This window comes from Gracilimonas halophila (genome assembly GCF_042684365.1).
Lineage (GTDB): Bacteria > Bacteroidota > Rhodothermia > Balneolales > Balneolaceae > Gracilimonas > Gracilimonas halophila.
Genome location: NZ_JBHULI010000024.1, coordinates 956,067 through 975,904, shown reverse-complemented (window position 1 = coordinate 975,904; position 19,838 = coordinate 956,067). Strand labels below are relative to the sequence as shown.

At 43.6% G+C, this 19,838-nt stretch carries 13 protein-coding genes; 7 read left to right on the top strand and 6 right to left on the bottom strand.

All coding sequences use genetic code 11. The features are described 5' to 3' along the window. Positions 1-108 precede the first annotated feature (108 nt). From ACFSVN_RS10720 to ACFSVN_RS10700, 5 genes are read left to right on the top strand one after another with little or no spacing between them, the layout of a single operon-like run. The gene (locus ACFSVN_RS10720; RefSeq protein ID WP_390302269.1) at positions 109-645 is read left to right on the top strand and encodes a hypothetical protein; all 537 of its coding nucleotides are present in this window, start codon (positions 109-111) and stop codon (positions 643-645) included. Positions 646-648: 3 nt separating this feature from the next. Continuing rightward, the gene (locus tag ACFSVN_RS10715) at positions 649-1,323 is read left to right on the top strand and encodes a hypothetical protein (protein ID WP_390302266.1); all 675 of its coding nucleotides are present in this window, start codon (positions 649-651) and stop codon (positions 1,321-1,323) included. Further along, positions 1,316-2,023: a hypothetical protein gene (locus ACFSVN_RS10710; protein WP_390302263.1), complete on the top strand. Its 708-nt coding sequence runs from the start codon at positions 1,316-1,318 to the stop codon at positions 2,021-2,023. The genes ACFSVN_RS10715 and ACFSVN_RS10710 overlap by 8 nt, the downstream gene beginning before the upstream one ends. A 35-nt stretch (positions 2,024-2,058) precedes the next feature. Next, positions 2,059-2,907 carry a fimbrial biogenesis chaperone gene (locus ACFSVN_RS10705; RefSeq protein ID WP_390302260.1) on the top strand — a complete coding sequence of 283 codons (849 nt, stop codon included), beginning with the start codon at positions 2,059-2,061 and terminating at the stop codon, positions 2,905-2,907. A 55-nt stretch (positions 2,908-2,962) separates the two neighbouring features. After that, positions 2,963-6,799 carry an SPOR domain-containing protein gene (locus ACFSVN_RS10700; protein ID WP_390302257.1) on the top strand — a complete coding sequence of 1,279 codons (3,837 nt, stop codon included), beginning with the start codon at positions 2,963-2,965 and terminating at the stop codon, positions 6,797-6,799. Positions 6,800-7,186: 387 nt separating this feature from the next. On the opposite strand, the gene ACFSVN_RS10695 is transcribed toward ACFSVN_RS10700, so the two are convergent. The 3 genes from ACFSVN_RS10695 to ACFSVN_RS10685 are packed head-to-tail and all read right to left on the bottom strand — an operon-like array spanning position 7,187 to position 10,602. Further along, positions 7,187-8,755: a GAF domain-containing sensor histidine kinase gene (locus ACFSVN_RS10695; protein ID WP_390302254.1), complete on the bottom strand. Its 1,569-nt coding sequence runs from the start codon at positions 8,753-8,755 to the stop codon at positions 7,187-7,189. A gap of 55 nt (positions 8,756-8,810) precedes the next feature. Further along, positions 8,811-9,557 carry a response regulator gene (locus ACFSVN_RS10690; protein WP_390302251.1) on the bottom strand — a complete coding sequence of 249 codons (747 nt, stop codon included), beginning with the start codon at positions 9,555-9,557 and terminating at the stop codon, positions 8,811-8,813. Then, entirely contained in the window at positions 9,550-10,602 is a 1,053-nt protein-coding gene (locus ACFSVN_RS10685) for a response regulator (RefSeq protein WP_390302248.1), read from the bottom strand. The genes ACFSVN_RS10690 and ACFSVN_RS10685 overlap by 8 nt, the downstream gene beginning before the upstream one ends. Positions 10,603-11,191: 589 nt before the next feature. Between ACFSVN_RS10685 and ACFSVN_RS10680 the strand changes: the two genes are divergently transcribed. Continuing rightward, complete coding sequence (locus ACFSVN_RS10680) at positions 11,192-12,106, top strand: L-lactate dehydrogenase (protein WP_390302245.1); 915 nt, start codon at positions 11,192-11,194, stop codon at positions 12,104-12,106. Between the two features lie 14 nt (positions 12,107-12,120). On the opposite strand, the gene uvrA is transcribed toward ACFSVN_RS10680, so the two are convergent. The 3 genes from uvrA to ACFSVN_RS10665 all read right to left on the bottom strand — a co-directional run bounded on the left by uvrA (position 12,121) and on the right by ACFSVN_RS10665 (position 18,252). Beyond that, positions 12,121-14,958, bottom strand: coding sequence for an excinuclease ABC subunit UvrA (gene uvrA, locus ACFSVN_RS10675; RefSeq protein ID WP_390302242.1), 2,838 nt, complete (start codon positions 14,956-14,958; stop codon positions 12,121-12,123). A gap of 149 nt (positions 14,959-15,107) precedes the next feature. Then, the gene (locus ACFSVN_RS10670) at positions 15,108-16,889 is read right to left on the bottom strand and encodes a M61 family metallopeptidase (RefSeq protein WP_390302239.1); all 1,782 of its coding nucleotides are present in this window, start codon (positions 16,887-16,889) and stop codon (positions 15,108-15,110) included. A 61-nt stretch (positions 16,890-16,950) separates the two neighbouring features. After that, on the bottom strand, positions 16,951-18,252 hold the full coding sequence (locus ACFSVN_RS10665) for an adenylate/guanylate cyclase domain-containing protein (protein WP_390302236.1): 1,302 nt from the start codon (positions 18,250-18,252) through the stop codon (positions 16,951-16,953). A 117-nt stretch (positions 18,253-18,369) separates the two neighbouring features. Here ACFSVN_RS10665 and ACFSVN_RS10660 point away from each other — a divergent pair, with 117 nt between their 5' ends. Further along, positions 18,370-19,728 (top strand): class II 3-deoxy-7-phosphoheptulonate synthase, encoded by a 1,359-nt coding sequence (locus ACFSVN_RS10660; RefSeq protein WP_390302233.1) that lies wholly within the window; start codon positions 18,370-18,372, stop codon positions 19,726-19,728. Positions 19,729-19,838 lie beyond the last annotated feature (110 nt).

Here is a 19,838-nt window from a genome sequence, read left to right as displayed (position 1 = left end):
CTGATTGCGGCAGGGCTATTTGTGCTGATCCCGCTGCTGGCCTCGGCGCAGTCCACCTCTGATGACGGGACGATAACGGTAACGGCGGAGGTTTCGCCCACATTTCTGGTGGAGAGTATTCAGGACCTGGATTTTGGAAACCTGCTGCGGGACAGCCAGAAGAGCATCAATGCCCTGACAGGTACTGTTAACACCGGAGGCGGCACGAAAAACTCACTGCCGGGCGGGCAGCGCGGAGGCTTTGTGGTGATCGCCGATGCCGGCAGTGGGGTGAAGTTAGAAATAAGCTTTCCCTCAACCCTACAAACCGATCCGTTCAATGGCTCCAGCCTGCAGCCGGATTTTAGCCGGTTGAGTAATTCATCGTCTACTGAGGCATTCATTGTAGCTGAAGGGGATATAAGCGGCACTTTAACAGACATAAACGTGAGCGGAGCAGAGTTTGGTGCAATCTCAGGCGGGGTATCTGCGACGATTGGTGATGGAGGGGATTATTTTGACTTTCCAACAAATGAAATTACCGCCGGTGGCCAGAATGGAAACGGGGTGGCCGTGGTGATTGGCGGGGCGATTTCCACGTTTTCGGCTACCGGCATCGGCCAGTACACCGGAGATATCACGCTAACGGTAGAGGTAGAGGATTAAGCTATGAATAGACAAAGATACAGTCCACACAACTTATTTACGGATTCATACAATGCGATCCCGGCCTTGGTGTTAATGTGCTTACTGCTTCTGCCGGTCCAGCAGATCAATGCCCAGGAAACGACCACGATCAACGCATCGGCCAATGTGCTCTCCGGGGTAGTGGTGGAGGGCATACAGGCGCTCGATTTTAACAATGTGCTTCGCGGGATGAGCAAGACGGTGAACGCCGAAGATGCGGCCGTCACGGTTTCCGGAGGTGTGAACCCCGGAGCCAATGAGGAGCAGGCGGTGTTTGCCGTACTGACGGAGGACGGAACAAACATGACCCTGGAGCTGCAGCTTCCTGCAGAAGTGGAACGAACAGATGCAGATCCGATACCGATTAGTTTTACCAAAGAGGGGGGAGGCAATAATTTTCTGTGGGCCTCTGCGGTCAATATTGGTGAGCTGGCCACAGCCACGCGCAATGAATTTAACGCGATTGACAATAGCGGGGACTCTCCGGTGGCCACCGCGGTGATTAGCGACCTGAGCGGGGCATCACTCAATGCTGGAGGTATAACCGGCAACGGGATTCTGGTAGCGGTAGGGGGTACGGTGACGCCTGCCCTGGATCAGGACCAGGGAATCTATGTGGGCATTATTACCCTCACGGCAACCTTAAACGATGATTAACGCGGACAATGATATGATGATGCGAAAGATAGTAACAAAGATTTTATCGGGCCTGCTGCTGTTTGTGCTGCTTGCTGTGGATGTAAGTGCGCAGGATGATGCAACCCGGGAAGCCCGGCTCAATGTGGTGACCGATATTGGCATATTTTCGGATCAGGGCCTGGCCTTTGGCACGATAACCCGAGGCCAGAGCAAGCAGGTGAACCCGGATGACGGGTCGGTGGCCGGCAGCCAGCTGACGGATAATGTAGGACGGGGGGTGTTTGAGGTGCAAACCTCACCCGGGCAGGATGTGGATATAGAAATTCAGTTCCCTGAAACGCTGGAGCTTCAGTCAGTAGGCAGTGGCCACACGTCCGATGAGCTGCTTGTGATCGATTTTGCGGAGGATGGTGCAACGGGAACAAACGCGGCTGAGAACCTCTTTTTTATCCCGGAGGGTGCGAAGAACCTGGGGGAGGTGGTGTCTGCGACCCGAAGGAACCTGAACGCCTACGATCGTGGAAATAACCAGAACAAGGCGAGTGCCAACAGTATTTTTGCCGGAGATTTTCCGGAGAATGAGCTACCTGCCCGGGACGGCAGCTTCGCCAAGAACGGTATTTTAATTGTTGTTGGCGGCCGGGTAGAACCGACGATAAACCAAGAATTTGGTACCTATACGGGCGTAATAACGCTAAATACAACCATTAACGATTAATGCTTTTTAAAAATTTAGATTTTAAATAAACAGATATGCAACGAACATTTTTTACAGTTCTGACAACAGCTTTTATCCTTTTTCTGCTCCCTGCAGCCGGCTTGTCGCAGATTCAGTTGATTCCAACAACCATCGTGTTGGACCGATCGGGAGTAGGTACCGTGATGGTGATCAACACGACCAATGAACCGCGGGAGATCTCTATATCCACCGATTTCAAATACAATATGTCTAACGAAACGGGGCAGTCTGTAGATGCAGGCGACTACAGTGAGCTTGAGATGTATGATATCAGTGAAAATCTGCTCATCTATCCGCCCCGGTTTGTGCTGGGAGGCGGGGAACGACGTGATGTGCGCGTGCAGCACCGAATGGGTCCCGGCATGGAGGATGGCGGCTATTTTTCCCGGTTTATGGTAAAAGCAGAGCCTATGGCCCGGGATGCTGTTCAGGAAGAAGATCCAGAGACGATCGGGGTACAGCTCAACTATGTGTTTGTGCAGGATATCCCACTCTATCACTTCTATGGTAATGCAACAACCGGAATTGTGATCAACGACATGAAGGTGATTGAGGATGAGGGGGATCCGGAATATATTCTCTTCCTATTCGACATGGAGAAAACTGGTAATTCGCCGTATCGCGGCAGCGTGGACATTGTGATCCGTGATGGAGAAGGAGAGGTTATCGACGAGGAAACCAAACAGGTGGGGCTGTTTACGGACCGTAAAATCGGCCTGAAGATCCCGAAAGAGCGATATAGTTCAGATCAAACCTACACGGCTGATTTCACATTTAAAACAAAGCGATCAACCAGTGCTCCCCAGGACTTGGTACAGGCACCGGATGTTACCTGGAGCACTACATTTTCCATTCAGGAGTAGATTGTGCGGTATTACAGTCATTAAATCGTAATTAATCATTTCAAGATGCATTCCTGTGATAACCGGCAGTATCCGACGCAGTTCCTACATAGTTATCTGTTTACTTATCACTCTCACAGGGAGTGTTTATTACGCAGAAGACGTATATGCCCAGCAGGATGAGGAATTTCTTGGTGCGTTGAGCCCGGTTACAATAGACACGACCGAGATAGCCGCGCTGCTGTCCCCAACGGACCCACGGGAACTTGAGAACCCAGAGCCGTCCGATGACGGGATCGAGATCGATTTTGTGCTGGAGTACGGGCCGCTGGGCCGCCGCTACCTCACCGTTTATATTGTGGATGAGCAGGCCTATTTGCCCCTGTTTGATCTGTTTAACCTGTTTAAGATCAACATTTCCTACAGGAGCAGCCAGCGTATTGCCAGCGGGTTTTATATTGATGAGGAGACCGAATATATAATCGACTTTCTGACCCAGACGATCCGTGTGGGGGAACGCACGGGCAGCTTTAGCGATGAGGACATCCGGGTGGGCAACAACGGATTTTACCTGAAGCCTGAACTGTTTGCTGAATTTTTTGACCTGGAGTTTGAGGTGGAGCCGGCTCGGCTTCGCTTGGCACTACAGACCGATGTTACGCTTCCGGTGTTAGCCCTTCAGGAGCGCGAGCAGGCACGCTCGCAGATCCGGGAAGTAAGGGACGGGAGAGAGTTCTATCCCCTGGAATTTCCGCGAAACCGCAAACTGTTTGGCAGCGGGTTTGTGGACTATCAGCTTTCGGCCTCGTCCTTTAATGACTTTGAGAGCCGGTCGCAGTCGCTGAATACCACCTATGGGTTTGAGCTTCTGGGCGGGGATATGAGCGGGCGGCTGGGGCTGAACCGCACCACAGGGGGGCAGATCCGAACGGCAACAGACCTGTCCACCTGGCGCTATGTGATCTCGGACAATCCGTATATGACTACGATCCGCGCGGGCAATGTGTCCACCCAGGGGCTGAGTGGGGGACGCGTGCGGGGCGTCTCGTTTACCAACGAGCCACTATATAACCCGGTTACCTTCGATGTACTTCCTGTGTTTGGGGTCACCGAGCCGGGCACGGATGTAGAACTGATCTTAAATAAACGGTTGGTTGATTTTACCACCGTGGATGAATCCGGTGAGTATGAGCTGTTTGTGCCCATTCGCTATGGGAACACGACCCTGGAGGTGGTGGAATACCTTCCCGACGGGCGGATTCGCCGCGAGCTGAAGGATATCCGGGTCCCCGGCTCGTTTCTCTCCCCGGGAGAGGTTCGCTACTCCGGCACGGTGGGTCTGGCGGAAAACGGAAATGGCGGAATAGATGCGCCCGGTCTCCGGGAAAATGACCTGGCCGGATCACTTTCTGTAAGCGGAGGAATCACCCGCCGGCTGACAGCCACCCAGACGCTCTACTACCGGGAGAATGAATTTGACCCGTGGCCGGAGCTCAGCACCAGCCTGACGGGCCGGGTGGGAACCGGCTACCTGGTCAGCGCCACGGCCGCTCCGGGGTCCCGCTACGATCTGCAGCTGAGTACTTTAAGCGTGTCGAGGTTCACCTTTTCGGGCGGCTACACCTATTTTGAGCCGGGGAACACGCAAAATAGCGAGGTACGCCAGCAGGCCAGCGGAGGGTTCTCCCTTCCCATTCGCCTGGTTCCCAAAAGACCGTTATTGCTTAGCTTCAGCGGGAACTACAGCGATCTTCGTGGCGGCGGGAACCGGTTCAGCTACCGCGCCTCCACCGGTTTTGGGCTGGGGGGGCTTCGCTTTCGGGTCACCTACCGCGATCAGCTCTCCGGGCCATCCTCCTCCTCGCCTGCCACCGAGGGGGCCAGGGCTACCTATACGGTGAGTGCCAATACGGGCAATCTGCCGCTGATCAGCCGGCTGACGGGGCGGGTATCGCTAACGGCCAACCTGGACCATGATGTGGAGAACCGCCAGCTGACCAATTTTTCGATGCGGGCCTACAAGTCGTTCTCCTCGCGGGCCAGCTTCAATGCGACCTTCGAGCGGGACCTGATCTCGGGGTTTTCCTCGCTGCAGGCGGGCCTTCAAATCCGCTTTAACAAAGCCAGAAGCACAACCAATGCGACTTATTCGGGCGGGAGCAGCAGCCTTACGCAGACGGTGACCGGCTCGGTGGGCTATGATGAGCATTTTAGACGATTTGTGTTCTCCGAGCGGAACATGGTGGGCAGCTCGGCGGCCTCGGTGGTGCAGTTTCTGGACGCCAACGCCAACGACCGCTACGATGAGGGGGAGCAGATCCTGGACTTTGATGGGATAGGGTTTGTGACCGGCGGGCAGAAACAGCTGGGTGGCGACGGGGTACTGCGCCTGTGGCAGCTGCCGGCCTACCGGCAGGTAAACCTGTCGATTGATAACATTCGCAATCCCAACCCCACAGCGGTTACCTATCTGGACCGGTTTTCCATCTTCACCGATCCGAACCGGTTCAAGCTCCTTGAAATCCCCTACGACTATTCCGGGGTGGCTATCGGGGGGCTTTACCAGATGAAGCGGGGGGAGAAAACCGGACTGGGCGGAGCCAACTTTATCATCCGGGCCAAAGACGGCTCCTTTGAAACCGAAGAGCGGACCTTCTCGGACGGTGGGTTTTATGTGATGGACATCCCGCCGGGGGCCTACATCCTGGAGCTGAGCCCGCTGCTGGTCTCCTTTATGGACGTGGGCGATCAACTAACCCAAACCGAGTTTACCATAACCCCGCGCGAGGGCGGGGATTTTGTGGAAGGAATTGAGATCTTGTTGCAGGATGAGCAAGAAATGGTCCCTGAAGATGTATCAGATAATATGCTGGAAGATCAATTTGCCTATCAGGTTCAGACCGGAAGTTTTAGAAATCGAAAGTCTGCCGAAAAGCTAGTATTGAAACTAAATAATGAATTGGAAGATATGTTTAATATCTATCATAGCACTTTTACCGACCAATACTCAGTCCGTACTGATACAATAGCTAATAAACAGGAAGCATTAAAACTCCGGGATGAAAGCTGGAAAGTTCTAAACCGTCCTGAGACTTTTAGCTTAGGAGATCCATTTTTAGTGCATTTTAAGAAGGAAAGTTACGTATCGAAAAATAGGACAAATGATGCATTTTATTTATTTAGAACGGAGCTGTTAGGCGAAGCGGTGCCAACCAATGATTTGTTTGATGAAAAATTAGACAGCATTGTAATGAAACTACCTAACGAAGTTCAAAAACGACTTATACATGGAGGCTTTAAAACAAGATCTGATGCTGAATCAAAAAGAGATTCCTTAGAGGGTTTGAATTCCGGAAATAATATTGAATATCAGGTATTGAAAACAAGCAGGTTTTCAGGCCGATGGCCTGAGCCCATGTTATACAGATTACAGTATGGTACATTTAGGTTTGAGCATTTTGCAAATGACTTGGCTCTTAAAGTAAATGGCAAGGTGGAATTATATAATAATTTGCATCGGGTGGTGAGTCAATTGGAGTCTGATTTTGTTCATATTTACGATCTTTATCGGGAAATGAGTATACGGACAAAACTAAAAGATATGATTTTAAAGCCCGTGAGGAAAAACTCTATGAATGAGATCCACCAGATTGCCTACTCCATTTACCCAAAAAATCTTGATCAAAAACATAACCGTTATGAGAAACTTTGTGCAGTGATAGATCTTAGAGATTGCAATTCAATCGCAAAAAGAAATGTATCAGATGGGGTTATTTTTATAAACCAAAACTCAGCTAATCAGCAGTTTATTTTAAAACTTTTAGAAAAAAGAAAAGAGGTGGAAAAGTACTATGAAGTAGACCGTTTTATGATACAGATTCCGTTAATTGAATTTTTCAACGAAAAAAAATGAGACACTTCTTTCATAAGGTATCTCATACTGTGTGTCAGCTTACATGCAGACAAGGGAAATAGTCTGCATGAGACGTTACGGTTTGGTGTCCGTAAAAAATAATTTATCTGTATTAGTCAGAATTTTAGAATCCTTTCTGAGGCATGATTGAAAAACGAATAATACTTCTTAGTCGGTACTTACCCAATTAGTGTGTCTGGGGATCTTCTTGTGTTTTGGGTTCTTGGTTGGTTTGGACGCTGCCAAACCTACACAAGAAGACTTTTTTATTCTACCTACAGACACACTTTTCTGGCAAGTACCTGTATATTTCCAAGCTAACTATGAGGGTTGAAGGAAGTGTACTCATGTAGTCGTAAAATGAATACATGAACTATAGCATTCGGCCTATTCAATAGGTAGATTTAATATTACCTTAGTACCTTTATTTAGTGACGACTTTATTGACATAGTACCGTTGAGTATATCCAATGATCTTTTTACAATAGCTAGTCCTAATCCTGTACCCTTCGTTTCTGCCACATTAGACCCACGGGTAAAAGATCGAAAAATCTTATCTTGTTGATCTTTTGGTATTCCAATACCTTTATCTGAAATGGAAATTTCAACTCGACTGGATTTTGTATTAATAGAAACCTGTATAGGTAATTCTGGATTCGAATACTTGTCAGCATTAGATAGAAGGTTCTTAATTATGAGATAGAGCTTATTTTTATAGGTTGTAAATGATAAACTCTTACAACCGGTGTCCTGAATTATTACTTTCCTATTAGGCATATGGTCTTCATTTATACCTTTGATTATATCTTTTAGATCATCAAGCGTAATGCTGATTTCTTCGTGATCTTTAAGTTCAAAATTATCAAGCTTTCCAAGTGTCATAATATCATCAAGGAGGAGGCTCATGTTGTCAGAGGCTCTTTTAATGCGGTCTAATCTATGGATTATTTGTTCTTTGTTATACTTGTATGCATTCGACAAAACGAGATCAATAGTTGATTTTATACTCGTTATTGGTGTTCTGAGCTCATGTGAAGCAATAGATATGAGGTTTTTGTTCAGGAGGTTATTTTTTTTTTCCAGATTAAGTGATCTTTCTACCATATTTTTACTTTTGATAGTATCGGTAATATCATTGTATTGCCAGTAATAGCCTTTTGTTTTGTTATTAATTTTAACCGGGATAAAATCTCTTGAGTAATATTTATCGTTTCTGGTTTTAATCTGTTCGTTAAGTACCATTTCATTATCTGATTTCAATTGTTTAATTCTTTCAATAAATGCATCCTTTTCTAGAAATGTCTCACTTAATTTGTCAGCAAAATCTAAAGTGGATAGTCCCTCAAAGTCATAAGGGGTTAGGTTTTCATCAAAAGCATCACAAAAGGCTTGGTTAACGGTAAGGATTTTTTGATCCCAATCTTCCATCATAATAGCACTCTTTGAATGACTTAGCATCAGTTTCAGAATCTCTTGTAATTCCAGAATGTCTTTAGCAGATCTTTGGCTTTGAAGAGCTTTATCAAGTTTTAAAGATATTAAGTTTGCTATGGTGGTAAGTGTAATAAGATCTGATTCAGTGTAAAAGTTTTTTCGGCTGTTTTCAGAATCAATGATCCCTATGACCTTGCTATTTACCTTAATCGGGACCGTGATTTCTGAGTGCCTTTTTTTATCATCAACCAGGTAGTCTTCGACTTCATCAGTGTCATGTATAATTATTGGTTCTCCTGTTTGAGCTACCTTGCCCACAACATTAGATCCTATAGGAATACTTAAGGGATCGTTAACGGTGTTCTCATTAGCTGCTTTTGGACCATAAGCAGCGATTTGCTGAAGAGTTGACTCATTTTCATTAACGGTATAGATAATGCAATCTTCGTACCCTAAAAGATTAATAACATTATTGGTCACAGCATGGGCAATGTCTTGAACATTATGTAGATCATTGATCACACTGCTTAGATGATGAATTGCCTTAAGGTAATTTTTAAGTGATCGATTCATCAAATTATGATTGATTTATATATTTCTCGTAAAGCTTTTTGAAGTAATAAGATGAACTGAAGCCTAATTTTTCACTGACTTCCGACAGACTAAGATCATTATTAACGATAAGATTATGGATCATTTTGAAACGAAGAATAGAAAGAACCTCATGGGGTGTTTTATTAAAATACTTTTTAACCTTTCTATTGAACTGACGTCTTGAATAACTAATTTTTTCTGAAACAAACTTTACACTGAATTGATTATTCAACATGTGTTTGTGTACGATCTTTAATAGATCATCAATGAATTCTTGATCTTCTATTCCTAGTGAATGATAATTTTGAATGAGATCATTGACTGAAATGCCAAGATCGGAGGATTTTTTGTCGATGGAGATTCTATTAGTCAGATTTAACGTATTTTTTACCAAACTTATCAGAGTGCTATTATTGAAGGGTTTTTTCAAATAGCTAATAGCACCCTGCTCGAAGAAGTAGTTTTTTATTTCATTGATATCCATTCCGGAAACCACGATAGTAGGCATTGAATATTTTTGCTGATTTAATTTTTCCATGAAGCCTTTGCCGCTCATTTCAGGCATGTTAATATCCAATAAAATAAGGTTGTACTTGTTTAGCCAAATCTTCTTTAAGGCTTCTTTACCATTTGATGCAATTTCAGTTTCATAGCCACTCATCTTAAGAACATCAGCAATGGACTCAGCAAAATCAGTATTATCGTCTATTATTAATATTTTACTACTCATTCGTCAATAACGTTAATGTCTTTTTATTTAATGGTTTATTCAAGTAGGTGACAACATTGTCATACAATAAAGATCTATCGATATCTGATTTTTGAATAGAAGAGCTTAATATGACAACCGGTATGTTGAAATTTTTCTCTTTCATTATGTCTAAGAAATCAAAGCCTGAGATTCCGGGCATATTCAAATCTAAAAAAATCACATCAGGAGGTCTGTTTGATTGTTCTAATTGTTCAACAGCCTCTTTTGGATCTAAAAAAGTATGAATATGAATATTTAGTAATAGTTCCATTATTCGCGAATGAAGTATATTTGTTAATTCATCATCGTCAATAAACCATAATATTGATTTACGATCTATTTTTATAAGGGATAATTTCTGTTTTAGTTTTTCTAATCTGTCATCCATGATTTTTTGAATTTTTTTACTGTACTGGTCAATTTCAATACCCATTTCACCAATAAGATCAAAGGCTTTTTCGATGTCAAGTTGGTCATGCTTTACCATTTCAATTATATGCAGTACTTTTGAGTTACTGTGCCTTAATTTATGAGAATTTAAATGGTTAAGCTTTTGAATGGTATCTTGCAATCCATTCAGTTTTTTAATTCGCGCCACATTCCTATTATTTGTTGCTTGTTCATTAATTAGAACATCATCTATACTTTTAAGAAGTTCAGCATTGTTAAATGGTTTGTCTAAAAACTCAACAGCCCCATTCTTGAACCCTTTTTTAACAAACTCTTTATTATTATTGGCTGAAAGAAGTATAAATGGAATGTAATATCTATTAGGACTAGAATTAGCTTTTTTAAGTAAATCAAAGCCGGAGAGATTGGGCATGGCAATGTCACTTATGACCAAATCATAATGGGTTTTTGGGTCATTGATTTTATTTAAAGCTTCAGTGCCATTTTTTGCCGTGTGAACAAGGTAACCGGCATCACCTAATACATCAGTGATAGACTGAAGAACTAAATCATCATCATCAACAACTAATATCTGGTGGAAGTCATTTAAATAGCCTGACGTGCTTTCGCTCATTGTTTGTTTGAATAATTGACCAATATCTGCAACATTTTTACTATAGTGTACTTAGGACAAATAGCTAGCAGAATTTAACCTAAAGGAAGTGTCTTATTTTTTCATCATTAAATTCAATTAAGGGCTATTTTTTGCATAAAATGACCCAATATTCAGATTAGAAATTTGTAAAAATTAGAAATGAACTATTGAATAGAGAATAAGGTTCTAAACTAATTTCAATGTTATACAATAAGCGTGGTATAAAAAAAAGAGAAAAGCTTTAGCTTCTCTCTTTTTAGGTACAAGTTAGGTATTAACCATATAACTAAGTTTGGGTGGACTTAGTCATACTAAATATACAAAAAAAATTAACACTACTATAGAAAAGGCGAATATTTTTGATATAAGACTCAATTATATAATGCCTTGTTTGTTATTTAGCTAAATAGTAATTACAAGTTTTTTTATGAAGTATAGGCTAATGACGGGCTTTTTACAGAATGAATCGAATATGATATCATCAATAGGGATAAAATATAGCAGGAAAAGCGTATTAGGACGATAATCCTTATAATTGATAAATTTAAACTATTGGAGTATCATCAGGATGAAAAGCTCAATTGGTATAATTGGAATGGGATGGGTTGGAGCCAGTACAGCCATCAGCATATTGAACCGGGGCATCTCTAAAGATTTACTTGTCAATGATGTGAAAAAGGAAATTGCTGAAGGCGAAGCTATGGATCTGAATCATGGTTCTTCATTTTATCCCAGTGCAAAAGTTCGGGCAGTGGAAGTAGAGGAGATGCTGGACTGTGAAGCCATTGTTATTACAGCCGGGCGTGGGGGAAGCGGAGACGAAACCCGTCTGGATCTCCTTAATGATAACATCAAAATAGCTAAGGATATCTCCGAGAAGCTAAAAGGATATAAAGGAATATTGGTGATTGTATCCAATCCTGTTGATGTGCTCACTTATTACTATCAGAAATTTACAGGTATTCCAAAACACAAAGTGATCGGGACCGGTACATTTTTAGATACTGCCAGGCTGCGTGATATGATAGGCACTAAAATAAGTATCGACCCGAAAAGTATTCATGCCTATGTGGTTGGGGAACATGGCGACAGTGAAGTTGTGCTGTGGTCGGGAGCTGATATAGGCGGAGAGTATCTGCGAAAGTGGGATATGTGGAAGCCGGAATATGAACAGGAGATCAGTGAAAAAGTACAGAAAGCAGCATATGAGATCATCAAGCGAAAAGGAGCTACAAATCATGCCATCGGATTGGTAACGGCGACCTTGTTAAAATGGATCATGAGGAACGAACGAAGGATCGTAACGGTATCAACTGTACAAAAGGGGCCGTTTGAACTGGAGGATGTAGCAATTTCACTTCCTTCTCTAATTACCTCAGATGGGGTAGAGCAGATCGTGGAAATTAAAATGAGTGAAAAAGAGAAAGAACGCTTTATGCACTCCGCCGATGTTTTAAGAAAGGCAATTGATGAAGTGAATTAAGGCTAAGTGAAGAACTACGCAGGTTGCTTCTCCAGTCGGTAAAATTCCTCTTTCAAGAACTTCCCGGTGTACGAAATGTCAACTTCAGCTATTTGCTCAGGTGTGCCCGTTGCTATGATCTCACCGCCACCGGCTCCACCTTCAGGACCAAGATCGATGATCCAGTCGGCTGCCTTGATCAGGTCGAGGTTATGCTCGATCACGATCACGGTATTTCCTTTATCAACCAAGCGTTGTATTACATCCACCAGCATGCGTACATCCTGAAAATGAAGCCCCGTGGTTGGCTCATCCATTACATATAAGGTGTCGCCGGTTCCCACTTTGGAGAGTTCACGAGCCAGTTTGATACGCTGTGCTTCACCTCCGGAAAGGGTAGTGGATGATTGCCCCATGGTTAGGTATCCCAGGCCTACATCATTAAGGGTTCCAAGAATTCGGCTGATGGCAGGCTGGGCATCAAAAAATTCGGCAGCCTGACTGATAGGCATTTTGAGTACATCAGAGATATTTTTCCCTCTGTAATAGATCTCAAGGGTTTCGCGGTTGTAGCGTTTTCCGTTACAGGTTTCGCAGGTTACATATACATCAGGAAGGAAATTCATTTCAATTTTTCGAACACCGTCTCCATTACAGGATTCACAACGTCCGCCTTTTACGTTGAATGAAAACCGCCCCTGATCATATCCGCGAATTTTGGATTCGGGTAATTCTGCAAATAGTCGCCGGATATGGTCAAATACTTTAGTGTATGTGCCGGGGTTTGATCGCGGTGTTCGGCCTATCGGACTTTGGTCGATAGAAATGATCTTGTCAACATTATCAATGCCTTCTATGGAATCGTAGGGCAGAGGTACTGTTTTCGATTTATAGAAATAGTTGGAAAGGATCGGAACCAATGTCTGATTGATCAGGGAACTCTTACCGCTGCCACTCACTCCTGTGACTGAAATAAATCGCCCCAATGGAATTTCAGCATCCTGATTTTTCAGATTGTGTCCGCGCGTGTTCTTTAATTTGATGGATTTTTTATTTCCATTCCGTCTTTTTTCAGGAATGGCTACAACTTCTTCATCTCTAAGGAACTTGGCCGTATCGGATTCGGGATCTAATTCGGCGGGTTTTCCTGAAGTTACTATGTGTCCGCCATTCACTCCGGCGCCTGGCCCCATATCCACCACAAAATCGGCATGTTCTATGGTCTCCCGGTCATGCTCCACAACAAGCACGGAGTTTCCAAGATCCCGCAAAGTTTCAAGTGATTTGATGAGCTTGATGTTATCGCGTTGATGCAAGCCAATACTAGGCTCATCCAATATATAGAGGACTCCCACTAACTGCGTTCCGATCTGAGTTGCCAGGCGAATACGCTGAGCTTCACCTCCACTCAAGGTTTGAGCTTCACGGTCAAGTGACAAATAAGTCAATCCCACATTCAGTAGAAAATCCAGTCGATCCCTAATTTCCTTTAATACCTGATTACCGATGGTTTGCTGTCTTTCATTCAGTGTGATGCCGTAGAGTGTATCACGGAGATCCTGAATATCTTTTTGAACGAGGTCGTGGATATTGAACCCATCGATCTTATAAGAGAGCGCTTCTTTGTTTAGCCGGCCTCCATTACATTCGGGGCAGGTAACCTTGTCCATAAAGGCCTTTGCCTTATCGCGCTGCTTATTGGATTTACTGTTATGATACTGATCAATAATGGTGTTTCTCAGTCCTTCAAACTTATGTTTGTAGGTAACAGAATTATCTTTGAAGTCATAGCTGACGGAATATTTTTTATCCCCGCTGCCGTGCATGATGATATCCAGTGCTTCGTCTGGGAATTTTTTAAACGGAGTTTCAAAATCCAGTTCGAAAGAATCTAAAATGGCTTTGAGTTGTTTGAAGACGAAAATATCTCGTGGAGCACCCAGAAAACGAATCCCGCCGTCGGCTATACTCTGTTCTTTATTCGGAACGAGGAGGTCCCAGCTTACATCATAGGTATATCCCAACCCTTCACACTCTTTACAATTTCCATAAGGTGAATTAAAGGAGAACAGGTTAGGAGCAGGATCTTCGTAGGCGATCCCGCTTTCAGGATCAAAAAGATTTTGGGAATAAAGTTTGTCTGATACTTCATCACCATCTTTAATGGCAAGGATCACGTTTCCATCCGCCATTTCAAGAGCGAGACGGATACTTTCAGCTATTCGTTTTTCACTTTTTTGAGAGATGACAAACCGATCTACTACAATTTCAATATTGTGTGTCTTGTACCGATCCAGCTTCATATCTTTTTCGAGGTCATGAAACTCACCGTCAATACGGGCACTTACAAATCCCTGCTTTATGGTTTGTTCAAAAAGCTCGCGATAATGTCCTTTACGTCCGCGTACCACAGGAGCCAGGCAATAGGCTTTGGTTCCTTCAGGCATATCCATTATTGAAGCAACAACCTGATCGGCTGATTGCTTTTCCATCTTATTTCCTGTTTTGTAGGAATAGGGAACGCCGATTCGGGCGTACAATAGTCGCAGAAAATCATAGATCTCAGTTACCGTGCCGACCGTTGAACGAGGATTTCTGTTGGTTGTTTTCTGATCAATGGAAATGACAGGTGAAAGGCCGTCGATGAAATCTACGGCTGGCCTTTCCATCATCCCGAGAAACTGACGCGCGTAAGCGGAGAGGGATTCCAAAAACCGGCGCTGACCTTCAGCGTAGATGGTATCAAAAGCCAGTGATGATTTTCCTGAACCGGAGAGTCCGGTTATAACCACGAGCTGATCACGGGGAATGTCTATGTCAATATTTTTGAGGTTGTGTTCGCGGGCGCCGCGTACTACAATGTTATGCTGCAAAGTCTCTCGGATTTTAAGATTTCAGAACTTCGAAAAATACAAAACAGCTGAAGGAAAAGCTTCATTCCTTTTTATAAAAGGTTTGAAGTGTTAGGTGCAAGGTTCAAGAGGAATTAGTTTGGATTGTTGAACCTTGCTTAAAAATGAAATTAGTTTGCTTGGATCCAGCTAGAGCGATCACTTTGGGAAGAGTTGCTAATGCTTGTTTTATAACGCTGATCTTCACCTAAAGTAACAACAGCAGTTTTTTGTTCTCCCCATCGATCAAAAACGATCTCTACCTCATCACCAGGCTTATAGTTTGTTAAAATGTCGTCTACACTCTCAACAGTGCTCAGTCTTATACCTCCAATGGAAATGATCTCGTCAGCTCCTGATATTCCTGCTTCATAGATCGGGGAGTCTTTGATAGCATTCGAGGTTAAGATTCCTACCCCATTTTGAATGCGGACATTTGTGCCTAAACTTGCTTTTCCGGGGTTTGCTTTCCCGAAATCTACCCCAACGCTTTCAAAGAGCCGATCATAATCAGGCATCTGGCTGTCAAAAATATACTTGCTGAAAAACTCGGTGGCGAAGTCTTTACCGGCATATTGTGCAAGTGTGGCTTCAATATCACGGTTGGTATAGGGTACTTCTGTTTTGCCAAATTCCTGCCAGACCAATTTCATGAAGTCGTCCAGGTTTTTGTCTCCGTCTAAATTTCGCAGAGAAAGGTCGAGTGCCAATCCCAATACACTACCATAGGTGTAATAGGAGATAAAGGTGTTTTCCCGGTTCACCGGATCTACAGAGCGAGCGGCATCTACAAAGGGAGCCTGGTAGCTCATTTCAACCGGACTAAAATATCGGCGTCCGGGATGATTGAAAACATAATTGAGTCCTCCGGCAAGTCCTTCTACATATTCAGTTTCTGTTCGGATCCCAGCTCTTGCTAAGATCAAATTGGTATAATAGCTGGTGAAGCCTTCGGCAAACCAAAGCTCACCGCTCATGTTAGCTTCTTCGAAATCAAAGGGTTCGAGGCTGGCCGGCCGGATGCGCTCTACATTCCAAACATGAATGAATTCATGGGAGACAGTCCCGATACTGGTTTCACCGAGTGGTTCATCCAGTGGTTTGGAGTTTGTGACGATGGTAGAATTACGATGCTCCATACCATCACCGCTGGCATTAGGCATAAAGCAATTAAGGAATACATATTCATCATAGTCAAATTCAGGCAGTTCGCCGAAAACATCTCTTTGGGCATTTACGATTGCCATCACTTTCGCGAAATATTCATCTACTTCGGAGTCGGTTGCCGGAGTGTGTAGGGCCATTTTTATAAGCTGGCCATCAACAGATTCCTGGCGCTCATGGAAATCAGCAATTTCTACGGGACTATCGAGGAAGTAATAAAGATCACCAGCATAGAAAATATTGTCACCAAGGGGTTTTAACTGAGTCGCAATCTTCCAGTTTAGGTCTTCACGTATATCAAATTCGATCTCTATGGGACGGTGTTCATAATCACGAGCCCAGGCAAATGTTGCCGGCATATTAAGGTGAGCATGGGTTTCATCGACCTGAGAGTAAGTACCGTCACCCCGGTTAGCAAAAAGCGTATACTCAAAAACAACAGTTCCATCATGCCCGCTTATGTTCCATTGGTGGGGATCAGGTCGGGTGATCTCAAGTTCATTGCCATTGCCATCGGTAGCCTTCACTCCATATACATTTTTAGCAAATTCGTGAAGGGCGTATCTTCCGGGCGAGGTACGGCTCATTCTTACCTCAAGTACTTTTTTCTCAAGATTTGTATAGGTAATAGAGACCTCTGCTTCATGATGAACAGCATTATCGAATGAGATCTTGTATTTGGTAGTGGTTTGAGCAAAAAGTAAAAAGGAAATTAAAGTGAAGGTAATAGTAAGGAGTACTTTCTTCATGGTAGCTATGAGAATTAGTATTTAATTATTCAGAATAAAGTATGTAACTAAAGAACTAAGATCACTCTTCGGTGTTATGCTTTCTGGCCATACCGTTATATTCGCGAATAAAAAGTCGGTTTGGGAATAATCCTTCTTCATCCTCCGAAAGCTCCGGTTTGATGCGCTTTACGAAATACATTGGGATCTTGCCGGTATATTTGGTGTTTACATCACCACGACTTTCACATTCAAAGAAATCTTTAACGCGCATATAAGTGGTTTCAGAAATGTTGATGGCATTCTTTCCGGAGTGCTGTTCAAGTCTGGCAGCAAGGTTTACGGTCTCACCCCAGATATCATATGCGAAGCGTTTCTTGCCGATCACTCCAACTACGGCTTTTCCGGTGTGGATGCCGATGCGGATCGGAAGATAAGGGGTTTCGTTATTGTGATTCCGCTCTCCGTAACTACGCACAAAATCAGTGATCTTCAAAGCGGCCAATATAGCATCAACCGGATGGGTATAATTTCGATTCGGAAGTCCGCCGGCAGCCATATAGCTGTCGCCAATGGTTTTGATCTTGATCATGTTATGCTTGGCGGTGATATCATCAAATTCGTCAAAATAAAAAGAGAGGCTTTCAATGAGCTTCTCCGGTTTAAGCTGAGGTACAACTTTAGTGAACCCCTCGAAATCTGTAAACATGATCGTTGAGTCCTGATACCTTTCGGGAGTTACGGTTCCGTAAGCAAGGAGATTTTCCGCAATTTTCTCCGGAAAGATATTATGAATAAGCTCTTCGTGTTCTTGCTTGGTAAGTTGGAGCTCCTTGTTTGCTGCATTCAATCCACTTTGCATTTTACTCAGTTGATTATTCTGAGCCAGTGTGTTTTTATAGGTAGAGATCAACAAGTTAACGAGGTGAGAGTAATTGGCTTGAACGTTGTACGTTTTTCCTTCAATATTTAACTTTACTGTTTCCGTTTCATTTGCAGGAACCGGAGGATTGATCAACAGGTGTTCGATTTTTGAGTAGAGGGTTTCGTCGTCATATGGTTTTGTAAGATAATTGTCGGCCCCGGCCTCTATACCTTTCATTATGTAATCCGTGGTAACCATCGATGTAACCAGAATGATAGGGATCTTATTGAGGCGCGAATCTTTTTTGATATGTTCGCAAAGCTCAAACCCAGTCATGACAGGCATATCCACATCACTTAAAATGAGGTCAGGATATTCTGTTCGCGATAATTCAAGGGCATCTTGGCCATTTTGAGCAGTAAGTACTTCGTAACCCTTTTGAATTAATTTATGCCTTGTAAGTGTTACAAGCGCAGGGTGATCATCCACAACTAAAATGCGCGGCTTTGTTTCTAACATAGTGTGATTTTTAAAATTCGACCCTAATATATTTCATTGATTGTTACAATGTGTAAGAAATTTGAGCATTAACCCCGAAAAACCAATAGTTTTAGGCTTCATTAAGAAAAAAATCCTATGCAAGAAGTAGCACATAAAAATTGGTCCCCAACTTCCTGGAAAGATAAACCGGTAAAGCAGCTTCCGGTATATCCTAATCAAACAAAATTAGAGGAAAGTTACCAGACTTTAAAATCTTTACCCCCATTGGTTACATCCTGGGAAATTGAGGCTTTAAAAACCAAACTTGCTGATGTTGCTGCTGGCAGAGCATTTCTTTTGCAAGGAGGTGATTGTGCGGAAAGTTTTGATGCAACCAAAGCTCCGAAGATCGTGAATATGGTAAAGGTGTTGCTGCAGATGAGTTTCATCCTCATCCATGAAATGGGAGCTCCTGTATTGCGTGTGGGTAGAATTGCCGGGCAATATGCCAAACCAAGATCCAGTGACTTTGAAATGGTAAACGGCGAAGAGATCCACAATTATCGCGGGGATCTTATCAATGGATTCGAATCTGAGTCAGGAATAAGAATGCCGGATCCGGACCGATTGGTCGAGGGCTATCATAAAGCCGGTCTTACATTGAATTTCCTGAGAGCGTTGGCAGATGAAGGTTTTGCAGACTTGCATCACCCGGAACAATGGGAGCTCGATTTCATGCGTAATAACGAATATTATGCCGAGTATGAGGAAATGGTGAATTCGATAACGAAGGCTGTTCGTTTTGTGGAGGCTATAGCGCCCGACACTTTTACAACACTTCAAAAAGTGGATTTCTATACTTCTCATGAAGCGTTGAATCTCTATTATGATTCTGCACAAACCCGCCCTGTTCCTCGTAAAAGTGGTCATTTTAATTTAAGTGCACACATGGTATGGTTAGGGAACCGAACCCGTGAACTGGACGGAGCACACGTTGAATACTTCAAAGGGATCAATAATCCTGTGGGTATAAAAATTGGGCCACCTTATGAGATTGATGAAACTCTGAAATTGATAGAGACTTTAAATCCAAGTCATGAGGCAGGTAAGATCGTGCTTATCACTCGTTTTGGGAAAGACATCGTAGAGGAAGAGCTACCTAAATTGATTCAGGCTGTAAGGCGCGAGGGTTTTCCGGTGGTATGGAGTTCCGATCCCATGCATGGAAATACCTTTAGTACTGATGGCGGAATTAAAACCCGCAATTTTGATGACATTATTAGTGAGGTTCGCTCTGCCTTTGCGATTCATCGTTCGGAAGGAAGTTATCTTGGCGGTGTTCACCTGGAGCTAACAGGTGATAATGTAACCGAATGCGTAGGTGGAGCTAAAGGATTGGAAGAAGATGAACTCAATCGAAACTACGAAACCTTCTGCGATCCACGCCTAAATTATGAGCAAAGCCTGGAGATGGCATTTCTCGTAGCCCGTGAATGGAAAAAAAGCTATTCTTAATATAGGTTTTAGTGGCGAGGTGTTAGGTGTAAGAATATCCCTAACACCTTTCGTCTAACACCTAAAACCTGAATGTCTGCCAAGTTTGTATGTGAACTGACAGACCTGCT

Bases quoted from the DNA above. Each gene is read 5' to 3' on its own strand.
- ACFSVN_RS10710 (WP_390302263.1), top strand. From the start codon at position 1,316: ATGATTAACGCGGACAATGATATGATGATGCGAAAGATAGTAACAAAG.
- ACFSVN_RS10670 (WP_390302239.1), bottom strand. From the start codon at position 16,889: ATGAAGAAAGTACTCCTTACTATTACCTTCACTTTAATTTCCTTTTTA.
- ACFSVN_RS10685 (WP_390302248.1), bottom strand. From the start codon at position 10,602: ATGAGCGAAAGCACGTCAGGCTATTTAAATGACTTCCACCAGATATTA.
- ACFSVN_RS10665 (WP_390302236.1), bottom strand. From the start codon at position 18,252: ATGTTAGAAACAAAGCCGCGCATTTTAGTTGTGGATGATCACCCTGCG.
- ACFSVN_RS10690 (WP_390302251.1), bottom strand. From the start codon at position 9,557: ATGAGTAGTAAAATATTAATAATAGACGATAATACTGATTTTGCTGAG.
- ACFSVN_RS10705 (WP_390302260.1), top strand. From the start codon at position 2,059: ATGCAACGAACATTTTTTACAGTTCTGACAACAGCTTTTATCCTTTTT.
- ACFSVN_RS10660 (WP_390302233.1), top strand. From the start codon at position 18,370: ATGCAAGAAGTAGCACATAAAAATTGGTCCCCAACTTCCTGGAAAGAT.
- ACFSVN_RS10715 (WP_390302266.1), top strand. From the start codon at position 649: ATGAATAGACAAAGATACAGTCCACACAACTTATTTACGGATTCATAC.
- ACFSVN_RS10680 (WP_390302245.1), top strand. From the start codon at position 11,192: ATGAAAAGCTCAATTGGTATAATTGGAATGGGATGGGTTGGAGCCAGT.